The 20164-nt window shown below is 71.9% G+C and carries 19 protein-coding genes; 7 read left to right on the top strand and 12 right to left on the bottom strand.

Features of this window, described 5'->3' with window-relative positions; all coding sequences use genetic code 11:
- Window positions 1-40 precede the first annotated feature (40 nt).
- Complete coding sequence (locus ACFYW3_RS04580) at window positions 41-1432, bottom strand: glutamate decarboxylase (RefSeq protein WP_389385511.1); 1392 nt, start codon at window positions 1430-1432, stop codon at window positions 41-43.
- A gap of 292 nt (window positions 1433-1724) precedes the next feature.
- Between ACFYW3_RS04580 and ACFYW3_RS04575 the strand changes: the two genes are divergently transcribed.
- Both ACFYW3_RS04575 and ACFYW3_RS04570 read left to right on the top strand, forming a co-directional pair.
- A complete protein-coding gene (locus ACFYW3_RS04575) occupies window positions 1725-2105 on the top strand; it encodes a tyrosinase cofactor (protein WP_351377711.1) in 381 nt (126 codons plus the stop codon).
- A complete protein-coding gene (locus ACFYW3_RS04570) occupies window positions 2105-2950 on the top strand; it encodes a tyrosinase family protein (RefSeq protein ID WP_351761053.1) in 846 nt (281 codons plus the stop codon). Before ACFYW3_RS04575 ends, ACFYW3_RS04570 begins: the two co-directional genes overlap by 1 nt.
- Here the strand turns inward: ACFYW3_RS04570 and ACFYW3_RS04565 are convergent.
- Window positions 2908-3609, bottom strand: coding sequence for a response regulator (locus tag ACFYW3_RS04565; protein ID WP_351761055.1), 702 nt, complete (start codon window positions 3607-3609; stop codon window positions 2908-2910). The genes ACFYW3_RS04570 and ACFYW3_RS04565 overlap by 43 nt on opposite strands.
- Window positions 3606-5210, bottom strand: a complete 1605-nt coding sequence (locus tag ACFYW3_RS04560; protein WP_351761058.1) for a sensor histidine kinase — start codon at window positions 5208-5210, stop codon at window positions 3606-3608. The genes ACFYW3_RS04565 and ACFYW3_RS04560 overlap by 4 nt, the downstream gene beginning before the upstream one ends.
- A gap of 104 nt (window positions 5211-5314) precedes the next feature.
- Between ACFYW3_RS04560 and ACFYW3_RS04555 the strand changes: the two genes are divergently transcribed.
- Both ACFYW3_RS04555 and ACFYW3_RS04550 read left to right on the top strand, forming a co-directional pair.
- Window positions 5315-6682 carry a cation:dicarboxylate symporter family transporter gene (locus tag ACFYW3_RS04555; RefSeq protein ID WP_389385510.1) on the top strand — a complete coding sequence of 456 codons (1368 nt, stop codon included), beginning with the start codon at window positions 5315-5317 and terminating at the stop codon, window positions 6680-6682.
- Between the two features lie 564 nt (window positions 6683-7246).
- Window positions 7247-9013 carry a S8 family serine peptidase gene (locus ACFYW3_RS04550; RefSeq protein ID WP_389385627.1) on the top strand — a complete coding sequence of 589 codons (1767 nt, stop codon included), beginning with the start codon at window positions 7247-7249 and terminating at the stop codon, window positions 9011-9013.
- 74 nt (window positions 9014-9087) lie between these two features.
- Here the strand turns inward: ACFYW3_RS04550 and ACFYW3_RS04545 are convergent, their stop codons facing one another.
- Together ACFYW3_RS04545 and ACFYW3_RS04540 are read right to left on the bottom strand one after the other, a co-directional pair.
- Window positions 9088-9792 carry a (2Fe-2S)-binding protein gene (locus ACFYW3_RS04545; RefSeq protein ID WP_389385509.1) on the bottom strand — a complete coding sequence of 235 codons (705 nt, stop codon included), beginning with the start codon at window positions 9790-9792 and terminating at the stop codon, window positions 9088-9090.
- A gap of 43 nt (window positions 9793-9835) precedes the next feature.
- A complete protein-coding gene (locus ACFYW3_RS04540) occupies window positions 9836-10243 on the bottom strand; it encodes a VOC family protein (protein ID WP_351761066.1) in 408 nt (135 codons plus the stop codon).
- A gap of 630 nt (window positions 10244-10873) precedes the next feature.
- On the opposite strand from ACFYW3_RS04540, the gene ACFYW3_RS04535 reads away from it, so the two are divergent.
- A complete protein-coding gene (locus ACFYW3_RS04535) occupies window positions 10874-11560 on the top strand; it encodes a GNAT family protein (protein ID WP_351761069.1) in 687 nt (228 codons plus the stop codon).
- A gap of 60 nt (window positions 11561-11620) precedes the next feature.
- On the opposite strand, the gene ACFYW3_RS04530 is transcribed toward ACFYW3_RS04535, so the two are convergent.
- The 3 genes from ACFYW3_RS04530 to ACFYW3_RS04520 are packed head-to-tail and all read right to left on the bottom strand — an operon-like array spanning window position 11621 to window position 14824.
- Complete coding sequence (locus ACFYW3_RS04530; RefSeq protein ID WP_351761071.1) at window positions 11621-12649, bottom strand: TolB-like translocation protein; 1029 nt, start codon at window positions 12647-12649, stop codon at window positions 11621-11623.
- A gap of 28 nt (window positions 12650-12677) precedes the next feature.
- Entirely contained in the window at window positions 12678-13940 is a 1263-nt protein-coding gene (locus tag ACFYW3_RS04525) for an MFS transporter (protein ID WP_389385508.1), read from the bottom strand.
- Between the two features lie 2 nt (window positions 13941-13942).
- On the bottom strand, window positions 13943-14824 hold the full coding sequence (locus ACFYW3_RS04520; protein WP_389385507.1) for an alkaline phosphatase family protein: 882 nt from the start codon (window positions 14822-14824) through the stop codon (window positions 13943-13945).
- 262 nt (window positions 14825-15086) lie between these two features.
- On the opposite strand from ACFYW3_RS04520, the gene ACFYW3_RS04515 reads away from it, so the two are divergent.
- Window positions 15087-16514 (top strand): alpha/beta hydrolase-fold protein, encoded by a 1428-nt coding sequence (locus ACFYW3_RS04515; protein ID WP_389385506.1) that lies wholly within the window; start codon window positions 15087-15089, stop codon window positions 16512-16514.
- A gap of 8 nt (window positions 16515-16522) precedes the next feature.
- Here the strand turns inward: ACFYW3_RS04515 and ACFYW3_RS04510 are convergent, their stop codons facing one another.
- The gene (locus ACFYW3_RS04510; RefSeq protein WP_351761080.1) at window positions 16523-17968 is read right to left on the bottom strand and encodes a carboxylesterase family protein; all 1446 of its coding nucleotides are present in this window, start codon (window positions 17966-17968) and stop codon (window positions 16523-16525) included.
- A gap of 350 nt (window positions 17969-18318) precedes the next feature.
- Here ACFYW3_RS04510 and ACFYW3_RS04505 point away from each other — a divergent pair, with 350 nt between their 5' ends.
- Entirely contained in the window at window positions 18319-18609 is a 291-nt protein-coding gene (locus tag ACFYW3_RS04505) for a chaplin (RefSeq protein ID WP_351761082.1), read from the top strand.
- A 135-nt stretch (window positions 18610-18744) separates the two neighbouring features.
- On the opposite strand, the gene ACFYW3_RS04500 is transcribed toward ACFYW3_RS04505, so the two are convergent.
- Genes ACFYW3_RS04500 through ACFYW3_RS04490 form a run of 3 tightly spaced genes read right to left on the bottom strand, consistent with a single transcriptional unit; the run spans window position 18745 to window position 20151 of the window.
- Window positions 18745-19608 (bottom strand): tyrosinase family protein, encoded by an 864-nt coding sequence (locus ACFYW3_RS04500; RefSeq protein WP_351761084.1) that lies wholly within the window; start codon window positions 19606-19608, stop codon window positions 18745-18747.
- 16 nt (window positions 19609-19624) lie between these two features.
- Window positions 19625-19987 (bottom strand): tyrosinase family oxidase copper chaperone, encoded by a 363-nt coding sequence (locus ACFYW3_RS04495; RefSeq protein ID WP_329440624.1) that lies wholly within the window; start codon window positions 19985-19987, stop codon window positions 19625-19627.
- 38 nt (window positions 19988-20025) lie between these two features.
- Complete coding sequence (locus ACFYW3_RS04490) at window positions 20026-20151, bottom strand: hypothetical protein (protein WP_389385505.1); 126 nt, start codon at window positions 20149-20151, stop codon at window positions 20026-20028.
- Window positions 20152-20164: the final 13 nt, after the last annotated feature.

Below are 20164 nucleotides of genomic sequence, written 5' to 3'. Positions count from 1 at the left end.
GCGGTGGCCGGCGCGCACGAGGTCGCGACGGGCGCCGCCGTCAGTGGTGGAATCCGGACCTGGGCTCGGTGGCCGGAACGGGCTGAGGGTGCTTGATCAGGTGCTCGACGGCCGTCTTCAGGTCGGCGACCAGAAGGGCGATCTGATCGCGGGTCACGCCGTGCCGGATCAGTACGCGCTGGATCACGGTGTCGTCGCGGTCGGCCGGCAGCGGGTACGAGGGCACCTGCCAGCCGCGCATCCGCAGCCGGTCGGAGAGGTCGTAGAGGGTGAAGCCCGCCCCGGCCGGATCGGCGAGGGTGTAGGAGACGGCGGGCAGCGCGCCGCGCCCGTCGTAGAGCAGGGTGAAGGGACCCATCCGGGCGATCTCGCCGGCCAGGTACCCGGCGGTGTCGGCGCAGGCTTGTTGGACGCGCCGGTAGCCGCCCTTGCCCAGGCGCAGGAAGAGGTAGTACTGGGCGATGATCTCGCCTCCCGGGCGGGAGAAGTTGAGGGCGAAGGTCGGCATGTCGCCGCCGAGGTAGTCCACGTCGAAGACGAGGTCGGCGGGGAGCAGGTCGGCGGTGCGCCAGACGATCCAGCCGACGCCGAGGGGTGCGAGCCCGTACTTGTGGCCCGAGGTGTTGATCGAGGCCACGCGCGGAAGCCGGAAGTCCCACACCACGTCGGTGTGGAGGAAGGGCGCGACGAAGCCGCCGCTGGCGGCGTCCACGTGGATGGGTACGTCCCAGCCGCTGATCCGCTGGATCCGGTCGAGTTCGGCGGCGATCTCGGCGACGGGTTCGTAGTCACAGGTGTAGGTGACGCCGAGGATGGCGACGACACCGATGGTGTTCTCGTCGACGTGGTCGGCGAGTTGGTGCGGCCGCAGGCCGGTGGCGCCCGGCTCCAGGGGGATCTGGCGGAGTTCGACGTCGAAGTAGCGGGCGAACTTGTCCCAGCAGATCTGCACCGGTCCGCAGACGAGGTTGGGTCGGTCGGTGGGCAGTCCGGCGGCCTTGCGGGCCGCGCGCCAACGCCATTTGAGGGCGAGTCCGCCGAGCATGGCGGCCTCGCTGGAGCCGGTGGTGGAGCAGCCGGTGCCGGTGGTCCCCTGCGGGGCGTTCCACAGGTCGGCGAGGATGTTGACGCAGCGGGCCTCGATCTCCGCCGTCTGCGGGTACTCGTCCTTGTCGATCATGTTCTTGTCGAGGCACTGGTTCATCAGGCGGTGGACGCCGTCGTCGGACCAGGTGGTGCAGAAGGTGGCCAGGTTCTGGGCCGCGTTGCCGTCGAGGAGAAGCTCGTTGCCGATCAGCTCGTAGACCACTTCGGTGGGTGAGTGGTCTTCGGGCATCCGGTACTTGGGGAGAACCTGCCCGCTCAGGACGGACGCGAACACGTCCGTGTCGGAGTCGGCGGCGGATGCGTCTTTCGTCTTATGCAGGGCCATGTCGTGACTATATGGCGATATCGGACATTTCCCTCTCAAGGCGGCTTCGAACGAAGCGGAGGGCGGCGTTTCGCCACACCTTCCAGCCGACTCTCCGATGTGATCCCGCTCATGAGAACCGCGAGACACCGAAAGAATTACTGGCGAGTAGACTTACTGACGCAGATCTTCCCGTTCAGCCCATCGGGCTCGATCAAAACGGGAAGATCCCCCCAATCGTTCGATGTGAAACTTATCGTTCGATGTCCGGATAGCGGTCAACTGGCCCCGCTCGCCTGATAGTTCTTCGGCCATGAACAAGATCACCCGCAGGCAGGCCTTGGGCACCACTGCCGGCGCACTCTCCGTCATCGGCCTCGCGGGCGCCACCGCGTACGCGGCCGGCACCGACTCCCGCGCCGCGATACCCGCCGGCACGGTCGACGAGGTCTACATGGGACGCCGCATACAGATCACCGCCGCCACCGGCGGCGGTCACCACGGCGGCCACCACTCTCCCGGCCTTCCCACGGTCCGCATAGACGGCCGCGAACTCCACGTGATGCAGAACGCCGACGGCAGCTGGATCAGCGTGGTCAACCACTACGAGACCTTCGCCACCCCGATCTCGCTCGCCCGCGCCGCCGTGCGCGAGCTCCAGGGCGCGACCCTCGTCCCGATGGGCGGCATGTGATGACCGTGCGCAAGAACCAGGCCTCGCTCACCTCCGCCGAGAAGCGCGCCTTCACCAACGCGCTGCTCGAACTGAAGCGCACCGGTCGCTACGACCGCTTCGTGACCACGCACAACGGCTTCATCATGAGCGACACCGACTCCGGTGACCGGGTCGGCCACCGGTCCCCGTCCTTCCTCCCCTGGCACCGCCGCTTTCTCCTGGAGTTCGAAGCGGCTCTCCAGGCCGTGGACAAGAACGTCACCCTTCCCTACTGGGACTGGACGACGGACCGCACCACCCGCTCCTCCCTCTGGGCCGCCGACTTCCTCGGCGGCACCGGTCGGGCCCGCGACGGCCAGGTCCTCGACGGGCCGTTCGCGTACGCGACGGGCAAGTGGAACATCGACGTCCGAGTGGACGGCCGCAACTACCTGAGGCGCGCCCTCGGCACCGGTGTCGCCGAACTGCCCACCAAGGCCGAGGTGGAGGCCGTACTGGCCATGCCGGTGTACGACATGGCTCCCTGGAACAGCGCCTCGAACGGCTTCCGCAACAACCTGGAGGGCTGGCGCGGCGCCAACCTCCACAACCGGGTTCACGTGTGGGTCGGCGGGCAGATGTCCACCGGCGTCTCCCCGAACGACCCGGTGTTCTGGATGCACCACGCCTACATCGACAAGCTGTGGGCCGACTGGCAGGCCAGGCACCCGCAGTCGCCGTACCTGCCGGCCGCCGGCACCACCAACGTCGTGGACCTCAACGACACGATGCGGCCGTGGAACGACGTGACCCCGGCCGACATGCTGGACCACCGGAAGTTCTACACCTTCGACACCGAGCCGGTCTCCGCGAGCCAGCGGTAACGCAGTTCGGGGCGGCCCACCTGGCCGTACCGGGGCGTCCGGTCCGCGCGACCGGTGTCCACCAGGTGCTCCAGGTAACGGCGGGCGGTGATCCGGGAGATCCCGGCCGCCTCGGCCGCCCCCGCGGCGGTCAGCCCGTCGTCGGCCGCCCGCAGCAGCGCCGCGACCCTGTCCAGGGTCGGGGCGCTGAGGCCTTTGGGGAGCTCCGCCGGGCGGGGCGCGCGCAGGGCGGCCATGGCCCGATCGACGTCGTCCTGACCGGCCGCCTCCCCCGCCGTCGCACGGAACTCGGCGTAGCGCAGCAGTCGTTCGCGCAGGGTCGGGAACGCGAAGGGCTTCAGCACGTACTGCACGACACCCAGCGAGACGCTCTCGCGGACCACGGCCAGGTCCCGCGCCGAGGTCACCACGATCACGTCCACGGGGTGTCCCGCCGCCCGCAGGCCGCGCGCGAAGCGCAGTCCGTGGCCGTCGGGGAGGGTGAGGTCGAGCAGCAGCAGGTCGATCCGGGTCCGCTCCAGCACGCGGGTGGCCTCGGCCAGTGAGTGGACGGCGGCGACGGCGGTGAAGCCGGGCACCCGCCCGACGTACAGCGCGTGCGCGTCGGCGGCCACCGGATCGTCCTCGACCACCAGGACCCGTACCCCGGGGGCGCTCATGCCCGCGCCTCGCGGCGCACGGGCAGCCGTACGGTGAACTCCGCGCCGCCGTGCGCGCCGCCTGCGGCGTCCGCGCTGCCGCCGTGCCGGTGGGCCACCTGACGGACCAGCGCGAGGCCGAGCCCGCGCCCCTCCCCCTTGCCGGACCAACCGCGTCGGAAGACGTCGGCGCCGGCGCCCTCGGGCAGCCCGGGGCCGTTGTCCGCGACCCGGATCAGGATCTGGTCGCCGTCGGGCCGGACCGTGACGGCGACCCGCCCGCCCGGGGTGCCCGTGAGCGCCTCGACGGCGTTGTCGACGAGGTTGCCGAGCACCGTGACGAGGTCCCGCGCGGGCGGCGTCCCGGGGCCCGTGTCGACGGCGCTGCTGTCCCGGGTGACGATCAGCTCGACCCCCCGCTCGTGCGCCTGCGCGGCCTTGCCGAGCAGCAGGGCCACCAGCACCGGTTCGCCGACGGCGGTGACCACCTCGTCGGTGAGGGCCTGGGCCAGCTCCAGTTCGGCGGTGGCGAACTCCACCGCCTCGTCCGCGCGGCCGAGTTCGATGAGGGAGACCACGGTGTGCAGCCGGTTGGCCGCCTCGTGGGCCTGCGAACGCAGGGCCTCGGTGAATCCCCGCTCGTTGTCCAACTCACCTGCCAGTGACTGGAGTTCGGTGTGGTCCCGCAGGGTGACCACGGTACCCCGGCGGCCACCGCCGGCCACGGGAGAGCTGTTGACCACCAGGACCCGGTCGGCGGTCAGGTGCACCTCGTCCACCCGGGGCCGGTCCGCGAGCAGGGCTCCGGTGAGGGGCGCGGGCAGCGCGAGGTCGGCGACCCCGGTGCCCCTGACCTCGCCGGACAGGCCGAGCAGTTCGCGGCCCGCGTCGTTGATCAGGGTGATCCGGCGTCGGCCGTCGAGCATCAGCAGTCCCTCCCGCACCCCGTGCAGGGCCGCCTGGTGGTAGTCGTACACACGACTCAGCTCGGCGGCGTTCATGCCGTGGGTGTGCCGGCGCAGTCGGGCGTTGACGACGTACGTCCCCACGCCGCCGAGGGCGAGGGCGCCGGCCGCGACCCACACGAGGGCCGAGAGCTGCCCGGCCAGCCGGTCGCTGATCGCGCGGACCGTGATGCCCGCGCTGACCATGCCCACGACGCGCCCGTCGTCCAGCAGCGGGGTGACCACGCGGATCGAGGGGCCGAGGGTGCCGGTGTAGGTCTCGCCGAAGGTCTCGCCCCGCAGCGCCGGGGCGGTGTTCCCGAGGAAGGGTTCCCCGATGCGGCGCGGGTCGCGGTGGGTCCAGCGCAGCCCCTCCGGGGACATGATCGTCACGAAGTCCACGCCCGAGTCGACCCGCACCCGCTCCGCGTAGGGCTGGAGCGCCGCCGACGGGTCGGTCCCGCGTCCGGCGTCCCGTACCGCCTCGACCACCGAGGGCGAGTCCGCGACCGCGCGGGCGACGGCCCCGGCCTGGAGCCGGGCGGCCTCCTCGGCCTGGCCGCGGGCGGTCGCGTAGGCGAAGACCGCGCAGCCGGCGAGGACGACGGCGACCAGCAACACCTGCATGGCGAAGAGCTGGCCGGCGAGGCTGCGCGGCGGTCGGGGGAAGCGGAACATGGCGCTCAGTCTGCACCCGGCCGTGAACTCAATGAACGCAAGGGTGACCGGGGTCACAGGCTGGGCGATGGTCTCCCGGAACGCAATCACCACCAGGAGGCATCGTGGCCGCCAGGCGCGACAAGACCCACTATCTCTACATCGCGGTGATCGCCGCGGTGCTGCTCGGCATCGCCGTGGGCTTCGCCGCCCCCGGCGTGGCCGTCGAGCTGAAGCCGCTGGGCACCGGCTTCGTCAACCTCATCAAGATGATGATCTCGCCCGTGATCTTCTGCACGATCGTGCTGGGCATCGGCTCGGTGCGCAAGGCCGCGAAGGTGGGCGCGGTCGGCGGTCTGGCCCTCGGCTACTTCATGGTCATGTCCACGGTGGCGTTGGCCATCGGCCTGCTGGTGGGAAACCTGCTGGAGCCGGGCAGCGGACTGCACCTGACCGAGGCGGCGCGCAGCGCCGGCGAGGCGCAGGCCAAGGCGGGCGGGGCGGAGAGCACCCAGGAGTTCCTGCTGGGGATCATCCCGACCACGATGGTGTCCGCCTTCACCGGGGGCGAGGTGCTCCAGACGCTGCTGGTGGCACTGCTCTGCGGTTTCGCCCTCCAGGCCATGGGGCGCTCGGGCGAGCCGGTGCTGCGCGGGATCGGGTACATCCAGAAGCTGGTCTTCCGGGTGCTGGCGATGATCATGTGGGCGGCGCCCGTGGGTGCCTTCGGGGCGATCGCGGCGGTGGTCGGGGCGACCGGCGTCGACGCGCTGAAGTCCCTGGCCGTGATCATGATCGGCTTCTACACGACCTGCCTGCTGTTCGTGTTCGTGGTGCTGGGCACGCTGCTGCGGGTGTGTACGGGGATCAACGTGTTCTCCCTGCTGCGCTACCTCGGTCGGGAGTTCCTGCTGATCCTGTCGACGTCCTCGTCCGAGTCGGCGCTGCCGAGGCTGATCGCGAAGATGGAGCACGTCGGGGTGTCGCGACCGGTGGTCGGCATCACGGTGCCGACGGGCTACTCCTTCAACCTGGACGGGACCGCGATCTACCTGACGATGTCCTCGCTGTTCGTCGCGGAGGCGATGGGCAAGCCCCTCGCGCTGGGCGAGCAGATCTCGCTGCTGCTGTTCATGATCATCGCCTCGAAGGGTGCGGCCGGGGTGACCGGCGCGGGTCTGGCCACCCTGGCCGGCGGCCTCCAGTCCCACCGGCCGGAGCTGGTGGACGGGGTCGGACTGATCGTGGGCATCGACCGGTTCATGAGCGAGGCGCGGGCGCTCACGAACTTCGCCGGCAACGCGGTGGCGACGGTGCTGATCGGGACGTGGACCAAGGAGTTCGACCGTGAGCGCGCGACCGAAGTCCTCGCGGGCCGCCTCCCCTTCGACGAGACCACGCTGGTCGACGAGGTGCACTCGACGGATCCCGCCGGGGAACCGACCGCCGTGCCCGTCCAGTCGGCCGGCGACAAGGACGGCGTCCCGGTCTGACCGGAACGCCCGTGAGGGGGTGGGCCCGGCGCGACGCCGGCCCTCCCCCGGGGCCGGCCGGGCGGGGCTCGCCCCCACGGTGCCCGGCCCGGCCGGCCCGCACCCCCGCCGTTCTCCCGCACCGGGCCCCGACCCGCACCTCACGCCCCCGCCCCGGCCCCGCGCCCCTCGTACGAGGGGACCCGCTGGTGTGCAGGGGCGAACCCGTGGCCCCGTTGACCGGATCCGCCCCGGCCCCCGGTCCGCCGGCGCACCGCCGCGGGGGCCGCCGTACGGTGCGTCGACGACCCGGTCCGCCCGCCGGACGGGGCGAGATCCGGCCGCTCGCGGCGGAGTTCGCGGTTCGCTCCCGCACCGGACGCCGAAAACCGGTACGGTACGGCGATTTTCAGCCACACCATCATCAACTTGCCTGCGGTAAAAGGTACTTCCCTACCGGGCCAGGCGTCTGACATCTTGCGTCCACCACTCGTTTCGTACGACCCGGTAGGTGCCACCCGCACCACCGGGTCATCGGAGGACGCATTGATACCCCACATATCCGGCCGACCTCGACGTGCCCTGGTGCTGGCGGCCGCCCTCGGCGCCGCTCTCACCTTCGGGGCCCCCGCCGCGCTCGCCGGCACGGCCCCCGTCTCTCCGTCCGCCCCGGCCGCCAAGGCCGTGGCCCCGGCGGCGGCGCCGACTTCCCAGAGTGCGAACTGGGTTGCCGGCACCCGCGCCTACCTCGTGATCACCGCTCCCGGTGACACCTCGGCGGTCCGGTCGGCCGTCGCCTCCAACGGCGGCACGGTCTTCCAGTCCTACGACGCCATCGGCGTGATCGTCGCCCACTCCGCGTCCGGTTCCTTCGCCTCGACGATGCGCGGCGTGAGCGGGGTCCAGCAGGTCGGCGCGACCCGCACGTCCGACGTGCCGGCCGACGCCTACAACCCGGCGCTGCCCGCCAACCCGGCGCAGTCCACGACCCCGGCCGGCGAGCCGGTCCGCGCGGACATGACGCAGATCAAGGCCGACCAGGCCTGGGCCGTCACCACCGGCTCCGCCTCGGTCAAGGTCGGCATCCTGGACACCGGTGTGGACGACCAGCACCAGGACCTGGCGCCGAACTTCAACGCGGCGGACTCCGCCTCCTGCGCCTACGGCAAGCCGGACACCCGTACCGGGGCCTGGCGTGACGTCGGCACCCACGGCACGCACGTGGCCGGCACCGTCGCGGCGGCCAAGAACGGCAAGGGTGTCATCGGTGTGGCCCCGGGCGTGAAGATCTCCTCGGTGCGCATCGCCGAGCCCGGTTCCTCGCTGTTCTTCGCCGAGAACACCGTCTGCGGGTTCATGTGGGCCGGTGACCACGGCTTCAAGGTCACCAACAACAGCTACTACACGGACCCCTGGCAGTTCAACTGCCCGGACAACGCCGACCAGGCCGCGATCATCGAGGGCGTCAAGCGCGCCCAGGAGTACGCGGAGGGCAAGGGTTCGCTCCAGGTCGCGGCCGCGGGCAACTCCAACATCGACCTGGCCAACAAGAAGACCGACACCGAGAGCCCGAACGACTCGACGCCGGTCACCCGCACCATCACCAACGCGTGCCTGGACATCCCGACCGAACTCCCCGGCGTGGTCACGGTGTCGGCGATGGGCACCACCGCGAAGGCCTCGTACTCCAACTACGGCCTGAACGTCATCGACGTCACGGCCCCGGGCGGCGACACCACCGGCATCTACAGCACCCAGCCGGGCGGCAAGTACGGCACCATGAGCGGCACCTCGATGGCCTCCCCGCACGTCGCGGGCGTGGCCGCGCTCCTCGCGAGCGCCAACCCGGGCATCACCCCGGCGCAGATCCGCGACAAGCTGGCCACCCAGGCCAACGACGTCACCTGCCCCTCGGACAGCCGCTGCACCGGCACCACCGCCAGGAACGGCTTCTTCGGCGAGGGTCAGGTCGACGCGCTGAAGGCGGTCGGCGGCTCCACTCCGCCCGCCGGCAAGTACTTCGAGAACCAGGCCGACTTCACGATCGCGGACAACGCGACCGTCGAGAGCCCGATCACCGTCAGCGGGGTCACGGGCAACGCCCCGGCCACCCTCAAGGTGGGCGTGGACGTCAAGCACACCTACATCGGTGACCTCAAGGTCGACCTGATCGCCCCGGACGGCACGGTCTACACCGTGCACAACCGGGCCGGCGGCAGCGCCGACAACATCGCGCAGACCTACACCGTCAACGCCTCCTCCGAGGTCGCGAACGGCACCTGGAAGCTGCGCGTGAACGACAACGCCGGGGGCGACACCGGCAAGATCGACGCCTGGAACCTGACCTTCTAGTCGGAATCCGGGTGACCGACGCCGGTCACCCACGACGGGCGGGTTGTCGCCGGGGCCATCGGGGAGCGGTACGTCTACTCCCCGGTGGCCCCGGTCCGTTTCGGGCCCCGCGAGCGCAGCACGCAGTCCCCGCAGAGGCCGCCGCCCGGCACCTTGTAGTAGAGGCAGCAACTGCGGCGCAGGAAGGCCGCCCCGAGCCCCTCCTCGTACACGAAGGTGCCCGTCCCGCCGAGCGCCCCGTCCTCGGACAACAGCTCGTCGACCAGGGCCACGGCCGGGCCGCCGGGCACCCGGTCGAGCAATACCCTCAGCGCCCCGACCAGCCCGGAGGCGGTGTTGCCCCGGAGCACCTTGGCGGACACCCCGAACCGGGCCCGCAGCGGGGCGTCCAGTGCCGCCAGGTTCCCGAGCACGGTGTCGCCGAGCGCCTCGGCGGGCAGTGCGCCCTCGCCGGGGCCGGGCAGCCACAGTTCCAGCGAGCCGGCCTCGGGCAGCCGCCACCACACACGGTCGGGCGCCAGGTCCGGCACCCGACCGGCCAGGGCGGCGCAGCCGAGGCCGAGCGACCAGAGCCGGGAGGCGATCCCGAACTGCGCCGTGGAGGCCGCCACCCGGCCGGGCCCGCTGCGGACGCGTCGCCCCACCTCGGCCACGTACGGGTCGAGGTGGTCGGTGTACAACGCGTCGAGCGGCCGGAAACCGGGGCCGAGCGGCTCCTTCCCGTACGGCACGGTGAAGAAGGGCCCGACGGAGGTCAACCGCCGCAGTACGTCGTCCATGCCCCGATGATCCCAGGCGGCGCGCCGCCCTCCGCACGAGGCCTCAGGCGGGCTCCGAGCCCTCCGTGATCTCCACGTAGTGCGGGTTGTACATGACGCCGAGCACATTGCCGAAGGGATCGATCACCGAGGCGGTCGCGAAGCCGGCCTCGCCCCACTCCGTGATCGGCTGGTACTCCTTGGCCCCCAGTTCCAGGAGCCTGCGGCGGGCCGCCGGCAGATCGTCCACGTGCCAGTACGCGACGACCCCGGAGGGGGTCCCGATGACGGCGCCGGGCGGGGCGTACCGGGCGTCGATGATCCCCAGTTCGTCCTGCCGGTCACCGATCCGGAACTCCACGTATCCGGGGCGCTCGAAGTACGGCTCGATCCCCAGCAGCTCGGTGTACCAGTGCTTCGCGGCGTCCAGGTCGTGCGCCCAGAAACTGAGCGTGGCGAGACCTCGCAGCATGGGGTCCTCCCGATCTCCGACAGCGGTTGCCCCCACGACGTTACGGCGGCCCGGGCGGTCCCGCTCCCCTTCGCGCGGACGCGCTCGCCCGGCGACCACTCACCTCGCCGAGGGGTGGGTCCGAGAGCGACGGAGGGCGTGATCGGGCCCGCGTGCGACCCGGGTGGCGCAACGGCGCGCCCTCGCGATCCGCCCGCCCGCGGACACTCCGCCGACGACCGCCTGTTCGATGCCCTGAGGTGTCGGGGCGCGCGGCGTGATCGTCCGCGGAGCCGGCCTCCCGAGTCTTCCCCGAGGGCGCCAGACTTCCCTCGCGTCTTCGCAGGTCAGGAGCCCTGTCGGGACCTCGGGTCGGGGCCGGTGCGGCCGGGCGGGCGGTCCGTGTCGAGCGGTGGAACGGTTGTCCGTGGATCAGGATTGCGGGCTCCGCGCCCCGGGGACGGAAGTGATCGAAAAACATGGCCGCGACGTTGCCATTCAGGGGGTTCATGAGAGGACTTCGAGGAGCTACATTGAGCCACTCGCGTTCACCTGACAGCCCGTTGCCTTTCACTCGCGTTTTGCGCGGGGGGTGACGTCAGGAGCGCAGACTGTGCAACCACCCCACCGCCCAGAAGGACCGAAGGCTCCGTGCCCGTACCCGTACTCCTCGCCGGCCGCAGCGTGCGGCTTGAGCCCCTCGCCCCCCACCACACCGAGGCCTTGGCCATGGCCGGGGCCGAGGATCGTACGACTTACGCCTTCACTCCCGTACCGCACGGGTTGCAGGCGTCCCACGAGTACATCGACCGTGCCCTCGCCGATCAGGCGGCGGGTCGATCCCTCCCGTTCGCCGTGGTCAGAGCCACGGACGGGCGGGTCGTCGGTTCGACCCGGTTCCTGGAACTCGACTACTGGCAGGGTCCGCTCGTGTGGCCCGCGGTGCCCGGGGTCCCCTTCGGTGACCCGGCGACCGCGATCCCCGACGCCGCCGAGATCGGCAACACCTGGCTGTCGCCGGGCGCCCAGGGCACCGGCATCAACACCGAGGCAAAGCTGCTCATGCTCCGCCACGCCTTCGAGACCTGGGGCGTGCGCCGCGTCTCCCTGCGCGCGGACGCCCGCAACGGCCGCTCGCGGGCGGCGATGGAACGTCTCGGATTCACTTCCGAGGGGGTCCGTCGGGCCCACTCACGGGGGCTCGACGGCGCGGTGCGCAGTACGGCCTTCTACTCGATCCTCGACGAGGAGTGGCCGGCCGTGCGGTCGATCATCGAGCTCAGGGTCTCGGGCGGCGCGCCCCGCAAGCGACGCCGCAAGACGCTGATCCCGGCGTAGCGCTCCCGCGTTCGCCTCCGCTCCACGCCCTCGGCCCTCGTTCCCGGCCCCCTCGACCAGTCAGCCGAGGAAGGCCGGGGCGAGGGCCGAGGCCATGAGGCGGGCCGGGGTTCCGGTGCCGTCGGCCGGCAATGTGTACAGGTCGGCCCCGAAGTCCCCGGGCAGGGAGTAGACGACGGTCCGCCCGTCCCTCCACACCACCTGGTCGTCCACGCTGCGGTCCTCGGCGAGCGGGGTCTCCCGCATCGACGCGAGGTCCAGGACGTACAGCCGCCAGGGCGCGTCGGCCGACAGGCCGGGCACCCGCTTCTTGAACACGAGCCGGGTCCCGTCGGGCGACAGGGACGGACACTCCACGTTCTCCCGGAGCGTGGTCACGGTGCGCTCGGCCGCGTCCCCGCGGACCAGGTGGGTCCGTCCCCCCGTCGCGAGCGTCGCGTAGAAGGTCCGTTCGTCGGCGGCGAAGGTGACGCCCCAGAAGTTGACGTCGGCGTTGCGGTAGGTCTTCCCGTCCTTGCGGATGGCGAAGTCCTCCAGCGAGGCGTCGAACCTGCCGGTGCGCAGGTCGAGCAGCGAGGTCCGGGTGGAGAAGTTCGTACCGGCGTACGAGTCACCGCCGACGAAGACCGTCCAGGCGGCGAGCCGGCCGCCGGGCGAGACCCGCGCCCGGGTGGGGATGCCCGCCAACGGGCGGGCGGACACCTCGTGGAGTGCGGCATCGAGGACGACGGCCCTGTAGGTGTCCTGGACCCCGCCCTTGACGGCCTGGAGGCAGATTCCGGTGCCCGCCGCGGAGTGGAAGCGCAGGCAGCTCACGCCGGACGCGGTGCGGGGGCCGTCGGGTGCGCCGGCCGCGGCGGTGGCGAGCTCGTCGCGGTGCGGGCCCCAGGCCATGTTCCGAAAGACGATCCGCGCCCCGCCGCGGCCCCGGTCGAGCGAGACCTCTCCCCGACTGACCGGGGGGCCGCTCGCCTGCGTCCGGTTCTTCTCCTCGGCGCGCGAGGAGGCCCGTACGACGGCGAGCGCCCCCACGGCGGCGAGGAGCACGACGGCGGAGACGAGGATCAGGATCCGGCGCTGGAGGGTCATGGAAGCCTGGGGCCTTTCGGGTGGGGGGTCAGCCGTTCCAGGGCCGCGGTCGGACGCAGCCGACGACGACCGCGGCCAGCAGGGCGGACGCGACGAGGAGAGCCGGGCGGGCGCCCCAGACGGTCCAGGCCGCGCCGAAGCCGAACGAGGCGGCGAACCGGGCCAGGGCCTGTCCGGTCTGGACGAGGGCGAGTCCGCCGCCTCGGTGTTCCTCGGGGACCGCGTCGGCGGCGGCCGCCATCAGCACCCCGTCGGTCGCGGCGTAGAAGCCGCCGTGCAGCAGGAGCACCGCGTAGGGCAGGGCGGGGTGTCCGCCGCCGGTCAGCAGGAGCCCGTACACGGCGAGGAGCGCGAGGTGGCCGCCGAGGAAGACGCGCCGGCGGCCGATGCGGTCGGCGAGCCGGCCGAGCGGCAGCGCCAGCAGGAAGAACGCGGCGGCGGTGCCGAGCGGCAGCAGCGCGAACCAGCGGTCCGCGAGTCCGGTGGCCCGCTGGAGCAGCAGGAACACGAAGGCGTCGCTGACCGTGCACAGTCCGAGGAGCACGGCGCAGAGGCCGATCCGGCGCAGGTCGCGGCGGCGCAGCAGGCCGAGGGCGGCGCGCAGCGAGACGGGTTCGGCGGCCGGGGTCGGGGTGGTGCGCCGGCCGGGGACGAAGAGCACCAGGACGAGTACGCCGAGCGCGGCCACGCAGGCGCTGACGGTGAACACGGCGTCGTAGCCCTCGGCGGCGCCGCGCAGGACGAGGAAGGCGAGGATCGGTCCGATCAACGCGCCGGCGGTGTCCATGGCCCGGTGGACGCCGAAGGCCCGGCCGCGTTCGCCGGGCGCCGCCGAGAGGGAGATCAACGCGTCGCGCGGGGCGGTGCGCAGGCCCTTGCCGGTGCGGTCGAGCGCGAGCACGGCCCCGATGGCGGGCAGGGTGTGTGCGAGCGGCAGCAGCGGTTTGCAGAGGGCGGAGAGTCCGTAGCCGAGCCCCGCGAGGAGCTTGTGGCGGCCGAAGCGGTCGCCGAGGTGGCCCCCGACGAGCCGGACCAGGGCGCTGACGCCGTTGTAGAGGCCGTCGAGCAGTCCGAAGCCGAGCGGGGAGAGGCCGAGTCCGGCGACGAGGTAGAGCGGCAGCACGGCCGTGACCATCTCGGAGGAGACGTCGGTGATCAGGCTGACCGTGCCGAGGGCGAGGACCGTGGGGGCGAGCGCGGCGCGCCGCCCCGGGCGGGTGCCCGGGGCGACGGCCGGCGACTCGGGGGGCACGGCGGGCGCGGGGGTTCCGCGACTGTCCGCGACGTACATGGTCAGGAGGCCCAGATCCCGGTGATGTCCTGGGCGCCGGCGGCGTTCCCGGCGTGTGTGGTCAGCCCGGCCAGGCCCTCCAGGGTGCGCAGCACGTCGTAGTGGTTGTAGGTGGTGGCGGAGGTGCTGCCCGGGGTGACGGGTTGGCCGTAGAGCACGGTCGGGATCTTGTTGCCGGCGAGCCTGTTGTCCTCGTCGAAGGTGACGACGAGGAGGCTGTTGTGGGTCTTGGCCCAGTCCGCGTACGGCTTGAGCTTGTTCTTGAGCCAGGTGTCGCCGGTGCCGACGGAGCAGTCGTGCATGTCGTTGCAGAGGTTCGGGACGACGAAGGACACCTTGGGCAGGGTGGTGAAGTCCGTCGGGAACCGGGTCATGGTCTTGGCGGTGGCGGTCGGCACGTTGGAGAACGCGAACCAGGGGTTGTGCTTGCGGGCGTAGTCGCCGCTGCTGCAGGTGGTGGAGCCCTGGCTGGGGAGGGTCTCGTTGTAGCTGGCCCAGCTCTTGCCGGCGGCGATCAGTTCGGAGGCCAGGTTGGGTGCGGAGCTGAAGCCGGGGGTGTAGCAGCTGTCGCCGGTGACTCCCTGGTTCGAGCCCGAGAAGAGCTGGAGGTAGTTCGGTTGGCTGGGGTGGGTGATGCCGTAGGACTGGGTGAGGTTGGCGCCTCCTGTCTTCAGCGAGTTGAGGTAGGGGGCGCTGGAGCTGCCGATGACCTGGCTGTAGGCGTGGTTCTCGAAGACCACGACGACGACGTGGTCGGGGGCGGGGAGGGCGGCCGCGTGCGCGGGCTGGGCGGCTGCGATGCCCGCCCATGCGGCGGCGCCCGCGACGGTCACGCCGAAGGCGGAGGCCAGGGCGGTCTTGCGGCGAGTACGTGAAAGGGACATGCCAAACACGGGGCATACCTCCGGGCATGGGGGGGTGGCGGCGGCGCGGACGCACCATACCCAGCGGCATGTGCATGGGCCAGGGATGGCCGGCGAACAGAACGGGAACTCCGCGCGCCTTCCTGGGGAAGGGCAATGCCCGTCTCTGTGGAATATCAAGAGAAGTTAAAATGAGGAACCTTGGAGCCATTTCGTTCATCATTCGAACGGAAGAAGTCGAACTTGCCCCGACGGGGCAGCAGCAGCCGGAGAGCCACCGCACATGTCGTACGCACCCGACGGGCCGCAGTACCAGCCGCCGTATCGGCCTGAAGGGCAGCCGTCGCAGCAGCCCCGGCCGTCCCACGGCCAGCAACAGGGCGGCGGTCCCGACCGGCAGCCGCAGTACGGACAGCCGTACGGGCAGCCGCAGTACGACGCCCAGGGCCGGCCTCAGGGCGGGCGGGGCGGCCCCTACGGCGGCCAGGGTGGACAGGGCGGTCAGGGCGGCGGCCCGTACGGGCAGCAGGCCGGTCCGTACGGGGACCAGGGCGGCGCCCCGTACGACGGCCGGTACGGCGCCCAGCAGCCTCCGTACGGCGGTCCCGATCCGCAGTACGGGCAGCAGTACGACGAACCCCCGTACGACGAGCCGCCCCGGCGCAAGTCCAAGGTCAAGCGCTGGTTGATCGCGGGGACCACGGTCCTCGCGCTCGGTGGCGTCGCGGCGCTCGTGATGAGCCACTTCGAGATACCGCCCTTCAGCGACAAGGGCAAGGACGTCTCCTTCGGTGGTGCTCCCGACGGCAAGAACGAGGAAGCCGCCAAGCCGCCGGCGTCCTCGAAGATGTCGATGCCCACGGGCCCGAAGGCGCAGTTCAAGAACTCCATGACGCTGGACGACGGCACTCACGTGGCCGTCACCACGCTGGACGGCAAGAAGTCCGGCTTCAAGGGCAAGGTGTGGGTCTGGGCTCCGAAGGAGTACAACGACCCCAAGTTCGCCAAGAGCGGCTTCCCCGTCATGATCGCCCTGCCCGGTGGCGCCGGCTACCCGACCAACTACTGGATGGGCACCGACCTCGGCCTCCAGAAGAGCATCGGCAAGTGGTACAGCGAGGGGAAGAGCAAGCCCTTCATCCTCGCCATGCCCGTGCTGAACCCGGGCCCCGACGACAAGGGCATCTACTGGGACGGCTCGGACATCCCCGCCCAGCCCAAGATGGGCACCTGGCTCACCGATGACGTCCCGGACCTGATGCGGCAGAACTTCCGCACCGTCAAGTCGAGGGACGGCTGGGCCTACATGGGCTCCTCCACCGGCGGCTTCGCCAGCCTCAAGGCCGTGCTGAAGTACCCGGAGAAGTTCAAGGCCGCGATCTGCTCCGGACCGGACATCGTTCCCGACTCCTCGCTGTGGAGGGGCCACGAGAAGGAGAAGGCGGAGAACAACCCGGAGCTGCTCGCCAAGCAGCTCATGGAGAAGAAGGGCCCGGACGTCTACCTGGCGTTCCAGGTCGGCGACAACGAGAACAACAAGAAGACCCTGCCGGACGTGAAGAAGTTCATCGCCACCTACGGCAAGGGGCCCATCCACACCAGCCTGAGGGTCATCCCCAACGGTCAGCACAACGCCAAGACGTACGTCCCGAACATGGGCGAGGGCCCGATCCAGTTCATCAGCAAGGTGATGGAGGGACCGGTCGAGTAACGACCGTCCTACGGAGCGACGCCCAGGGCCCGCTCCGACGCCCGCTCCTCGCGCTCCGGCCCGCCGAACACCTTCGGCGGGCCGTCGCCGTCCCACGGCGCCCAGCCCGGATCTCCCGAGACGGCGAAACGGACCCAGGCCGCGTGCATCTCGTCCGCGAGGGCCTGGGGCGCGTCGGGCCCGGCCAGCCAGGAGGACTCCGGCTTGTGGAGGGTGTCGAACACGAAGCCCAGCTCCAGGGCGTGGCAGGCGCCGAGCCCGGGAACGCCGCTGGCCCACCGGAACTCGTAGAGGTGGCTCGGAGCCGTCCGGCGGGATCCGGCGAGGCGCCGCAGCGGGTCCCGCAGGAGCCGGTCCGTGAGCAGGTGCCCCGCGAGGTCGGCGGGGCCGGCGTCGGGGCGTTCCGCGCGCAGCGCCCGCACCGCGCCCCGGCTCTTGCCGGCGCGGACGCGCGCCAGCTCCACGGCGAGCGGGCCCATCCGGTCCAGGGCCCGCATGGCCCCGGTGGGCGCCAGCCAGAGCCGGTGTTCCTCGGCGGTCCAGCCCAGCAGCAGCGGCACGTCGGGGGCGACGGCGGCGAGGGGGTCCTCGGGGAGTGTGTCCGGGTCGGCGACGAGCCCGAAGGCGGGACCGCCGGTGACCGGGCTCGAACGGCGCGACACCGCCTCCTGGGCGGTGAGCAGGTCGGGCAGGGCGACGTCGGTGAAGGCCCGGGCGGTGGCGGGCACCTTGAGCAGCGAGGCCATTCTGCGGACCATCGGGCGGACCCGGTCACGGGGCATCACCTCGGGTGCGCCGCTCTGCAGGACGGCCCGGGCGAACAGCCCCGCCGCCCGGGGCGCGGCGAGCAGGGCTCCGATGCTGATCGCCCCGGCGGACTCGCCGAACACCGTGACCCGGTCGGGGTCCCCGCCGAAGGCCTCGATGTTGTCCCGGACCCAGGTGAGGGCGGCGATCTGGTCGAGCAGGCCGCGGTTGGCGGGGGCGTCGGGGAAGAGCCCGTACCCGAGGACACCGAGCCGGTAGTTGACCGAGACGAGCACGACGCCGTCCCGGGCGAAGGCCGCGCCGTCGTAGACGGGTACCGCGGTGGATCCCCGGGTGAGGGCGCCGCCGTGGATCCACACCATCACCGGCAGCCGGGCCCCGACCGCCGGCTCGGGCGTCCACACGTTGAGGTTCAGGCAGTCGTCGCCGGGGACGTCCGGGTCGGGGAGCAGGGCCGCGAACCGGTCCGGGTACGGGACCTTCGGCGCGGTGGGTCCGTACGCGCCCGCGTCGCGGACGCCGGCCCAGCCGGCCGCAGGCGCGGGCGCCGCGAAGCGCAGGGATCCCACCGGCGGCGCGGCGTACGGGATGCCCCGGAAGACGGCGATCCCCTCCCCCTCCACGCGACCTTCGATCACACCGCTCCCGATCGCGACCCGGGGTCGGGCGCCGCCCGCTGAGCTCATCGTGTCCTCCTGGGGTGACGTGCGCCGGCCACCTGAACGCGTCCTCCGGGGCACGGTCGCACAGCCTCGCGACGGGTGACAAGGCGTGACCCGGCCGGCGCGGCCCGGCTCCACCGGCCGGCCGAACGGGTGCGCGCGCGGGGAGTGCGCGGGCGGCTGCGCGGGCGTGCGGACCGGGGCGAGGTCGAGTCGGTTCGCCCCGGCCGCGAACGGCACCCACGGGTGTGTCCGTGCGATGTTCCGCCACCGGGTGGGTGCCACGCCCGTGACCCCGCGGCCCTCTCCGCGTTGTACGCCATGTCAAAGGCCACGGATTGCGTGGCACCCCCATTTCCCACGAGGAGATCTTGATGTCGCGTATCGCGAAGGCATTCGCCATCACCGTTGTCGCCGGTGGCACCATCGCTGCCGGTGCGGGTCTGGCGGTCGCCGATGCCGGAGCGCAGGGTGCGGCTGTCGGCTCCCCCGGTGTCCTGTCGGGCAACCTGGTCCAGGTCCCGGTGCACGTCCCCGTGAACGTCTGCGGCAACACGATCAACGTGGTCGGTCTGCTGAACCCGGCGTTCGGCAACACCTGCATCAACCAGTCGGGTGGCGGCGCCACCACCACGCAGCACCACACCGACGGCTACGGCGGCTGATCGCCCGTCCTGACGGCCGAGTGACGAAGGGCCCCCGCCGTGTGGCGGGGGCCCTTCCCCGTGGGCCGATGGGGTCCGGCGGGCCCGGGGGCCGAGGGGTCCGGGGGCCGAGGGAATCCGGAGGCGCCGGGCGGGTCATTCGTAGCGGTACAGGCCCTGGTGGCCGAGCATCTCGCGCGGGGTGACGTCCCACGGGGGCATCGGCTCGTCGAGGGCGATCACCCGGCCGCGTTGGAGGTCGCCCAGGGCGAGCGGGGCGGCGGGCAGGTAGCCGGAGTTCGGGTGCCGCTGCTGCCAGCGGTCCCAGACGAGGTCCACGAAGGCGTGGTGGAGCCAGAACGCCGGGTCGTTGGGCGCCGTGCCGCCGGTCATGTGGCCGCCGATCCACTGGTGGACCTTGTTGTGGTTGCGCCAGCGTTCGCTCTTCGGGGCGGCCCAGCCCTCCAGCTTGTTGCGGAAGCCGCCCGCGCTCGCCGTGGAGTCCCAGGGCGAGGTGTCGTAGGTGGGGTCGTCGATCGCCCACCGCAGTTCGGCGGGGGTGGGCAGGGCGATCGGGTTCTGTGGGCGCCCGAGGTTGCGGGTGAGGTAGGCGGCTTCGGTGATGCCGACGCTGACCGTCCAGTTCCCCTTGCCGTGGGCGAAGGGGCCGGTCATCACCTGCCGGTCGCCCTCGCGCCCGGTACCGCCGAGGAAGTCGTCGGCCCAGAGGGAGGACACGGGGCTGGTGTCGGTGGTCCAGTCCCAGTACGGGACGGACACGCCCGGGTCGACGGCCCGCAACTGCCGCTCGAATTCGAGGAGGTAGCGGCGGTGCCAGGGGAAGAACGACGGGGACATGTGACCGACGCGGAGCTTTCGGTCCCGGTCGGGCACGAAGTACTTGTCGTGGGTCCGCACGAACCGGTCGTAGGTGCCGTCGCGCTTGAGCTCCAGCACGGCCGCCGTGAACCGCTTCTTCTGGGCGCTGGTCAGGTTCTTCTGGTTCTGCCGGGTGTACAACGCGGTGCTCCTGCCGTCAGCCGTGGTGGGGGGCGGCCATCGCCAGTTGATTGGTGCCCAGTTCGTCGACGGCCGCGCGGGCCAGTTCCATGGGGGTCCCGTACGACTGGAAGTGGTTGACGCCGCTGAGGTAGCTGCCGTCAGCGCGGCGCATGACGTGCAGCGGGCGCCCGTCGATGCGGACGCCGGCGAGGTCCACGGCGATGTGCCGCCCCCGGTAGGTCTCCTCCGCGAGCGGGGCCGGGGTCACCGTCTGCCGGGGACGCCGGGCGCGCAGTACGGGGGCCAGGGCCGCGGCGGTGCCGGCGAGCACGGCCGCCGTGAAGGCCGAACGCAGGAGCGCGCGCCGGGTGAGTGGTGCGGGCGGTGCGGCGTACATACGGTCTCCCTCGCTCGGTGGTCCCGGGGCTACGGGGACTAACGCGGCGCGAGGGGCGAGGTCACCCCGGATCCCCCGGCGACGACCGCGACGAGCGGAACGGTGGGCTCGTCGCGGTACGCGGCCGGGGAGACGGGGGTGGGCGGGGAGACGGCTCCGATCATGCCGAGAGGACGG

Source organism: Streptomyces sp. NPDC002602, assembly GCF_042889445.1.
Taxonomy (GTDB): domain Bacteria; phylum Actinomycetota; class Actinomycetes; order Streptomycetales; family Streptomycetaceae; genus Streptomyces.
The sequence above is the reverse complement of the archived record's forward strand: the minus strand, read 5'-3'. Positions and strand labels throughout refer to the sequence as shown.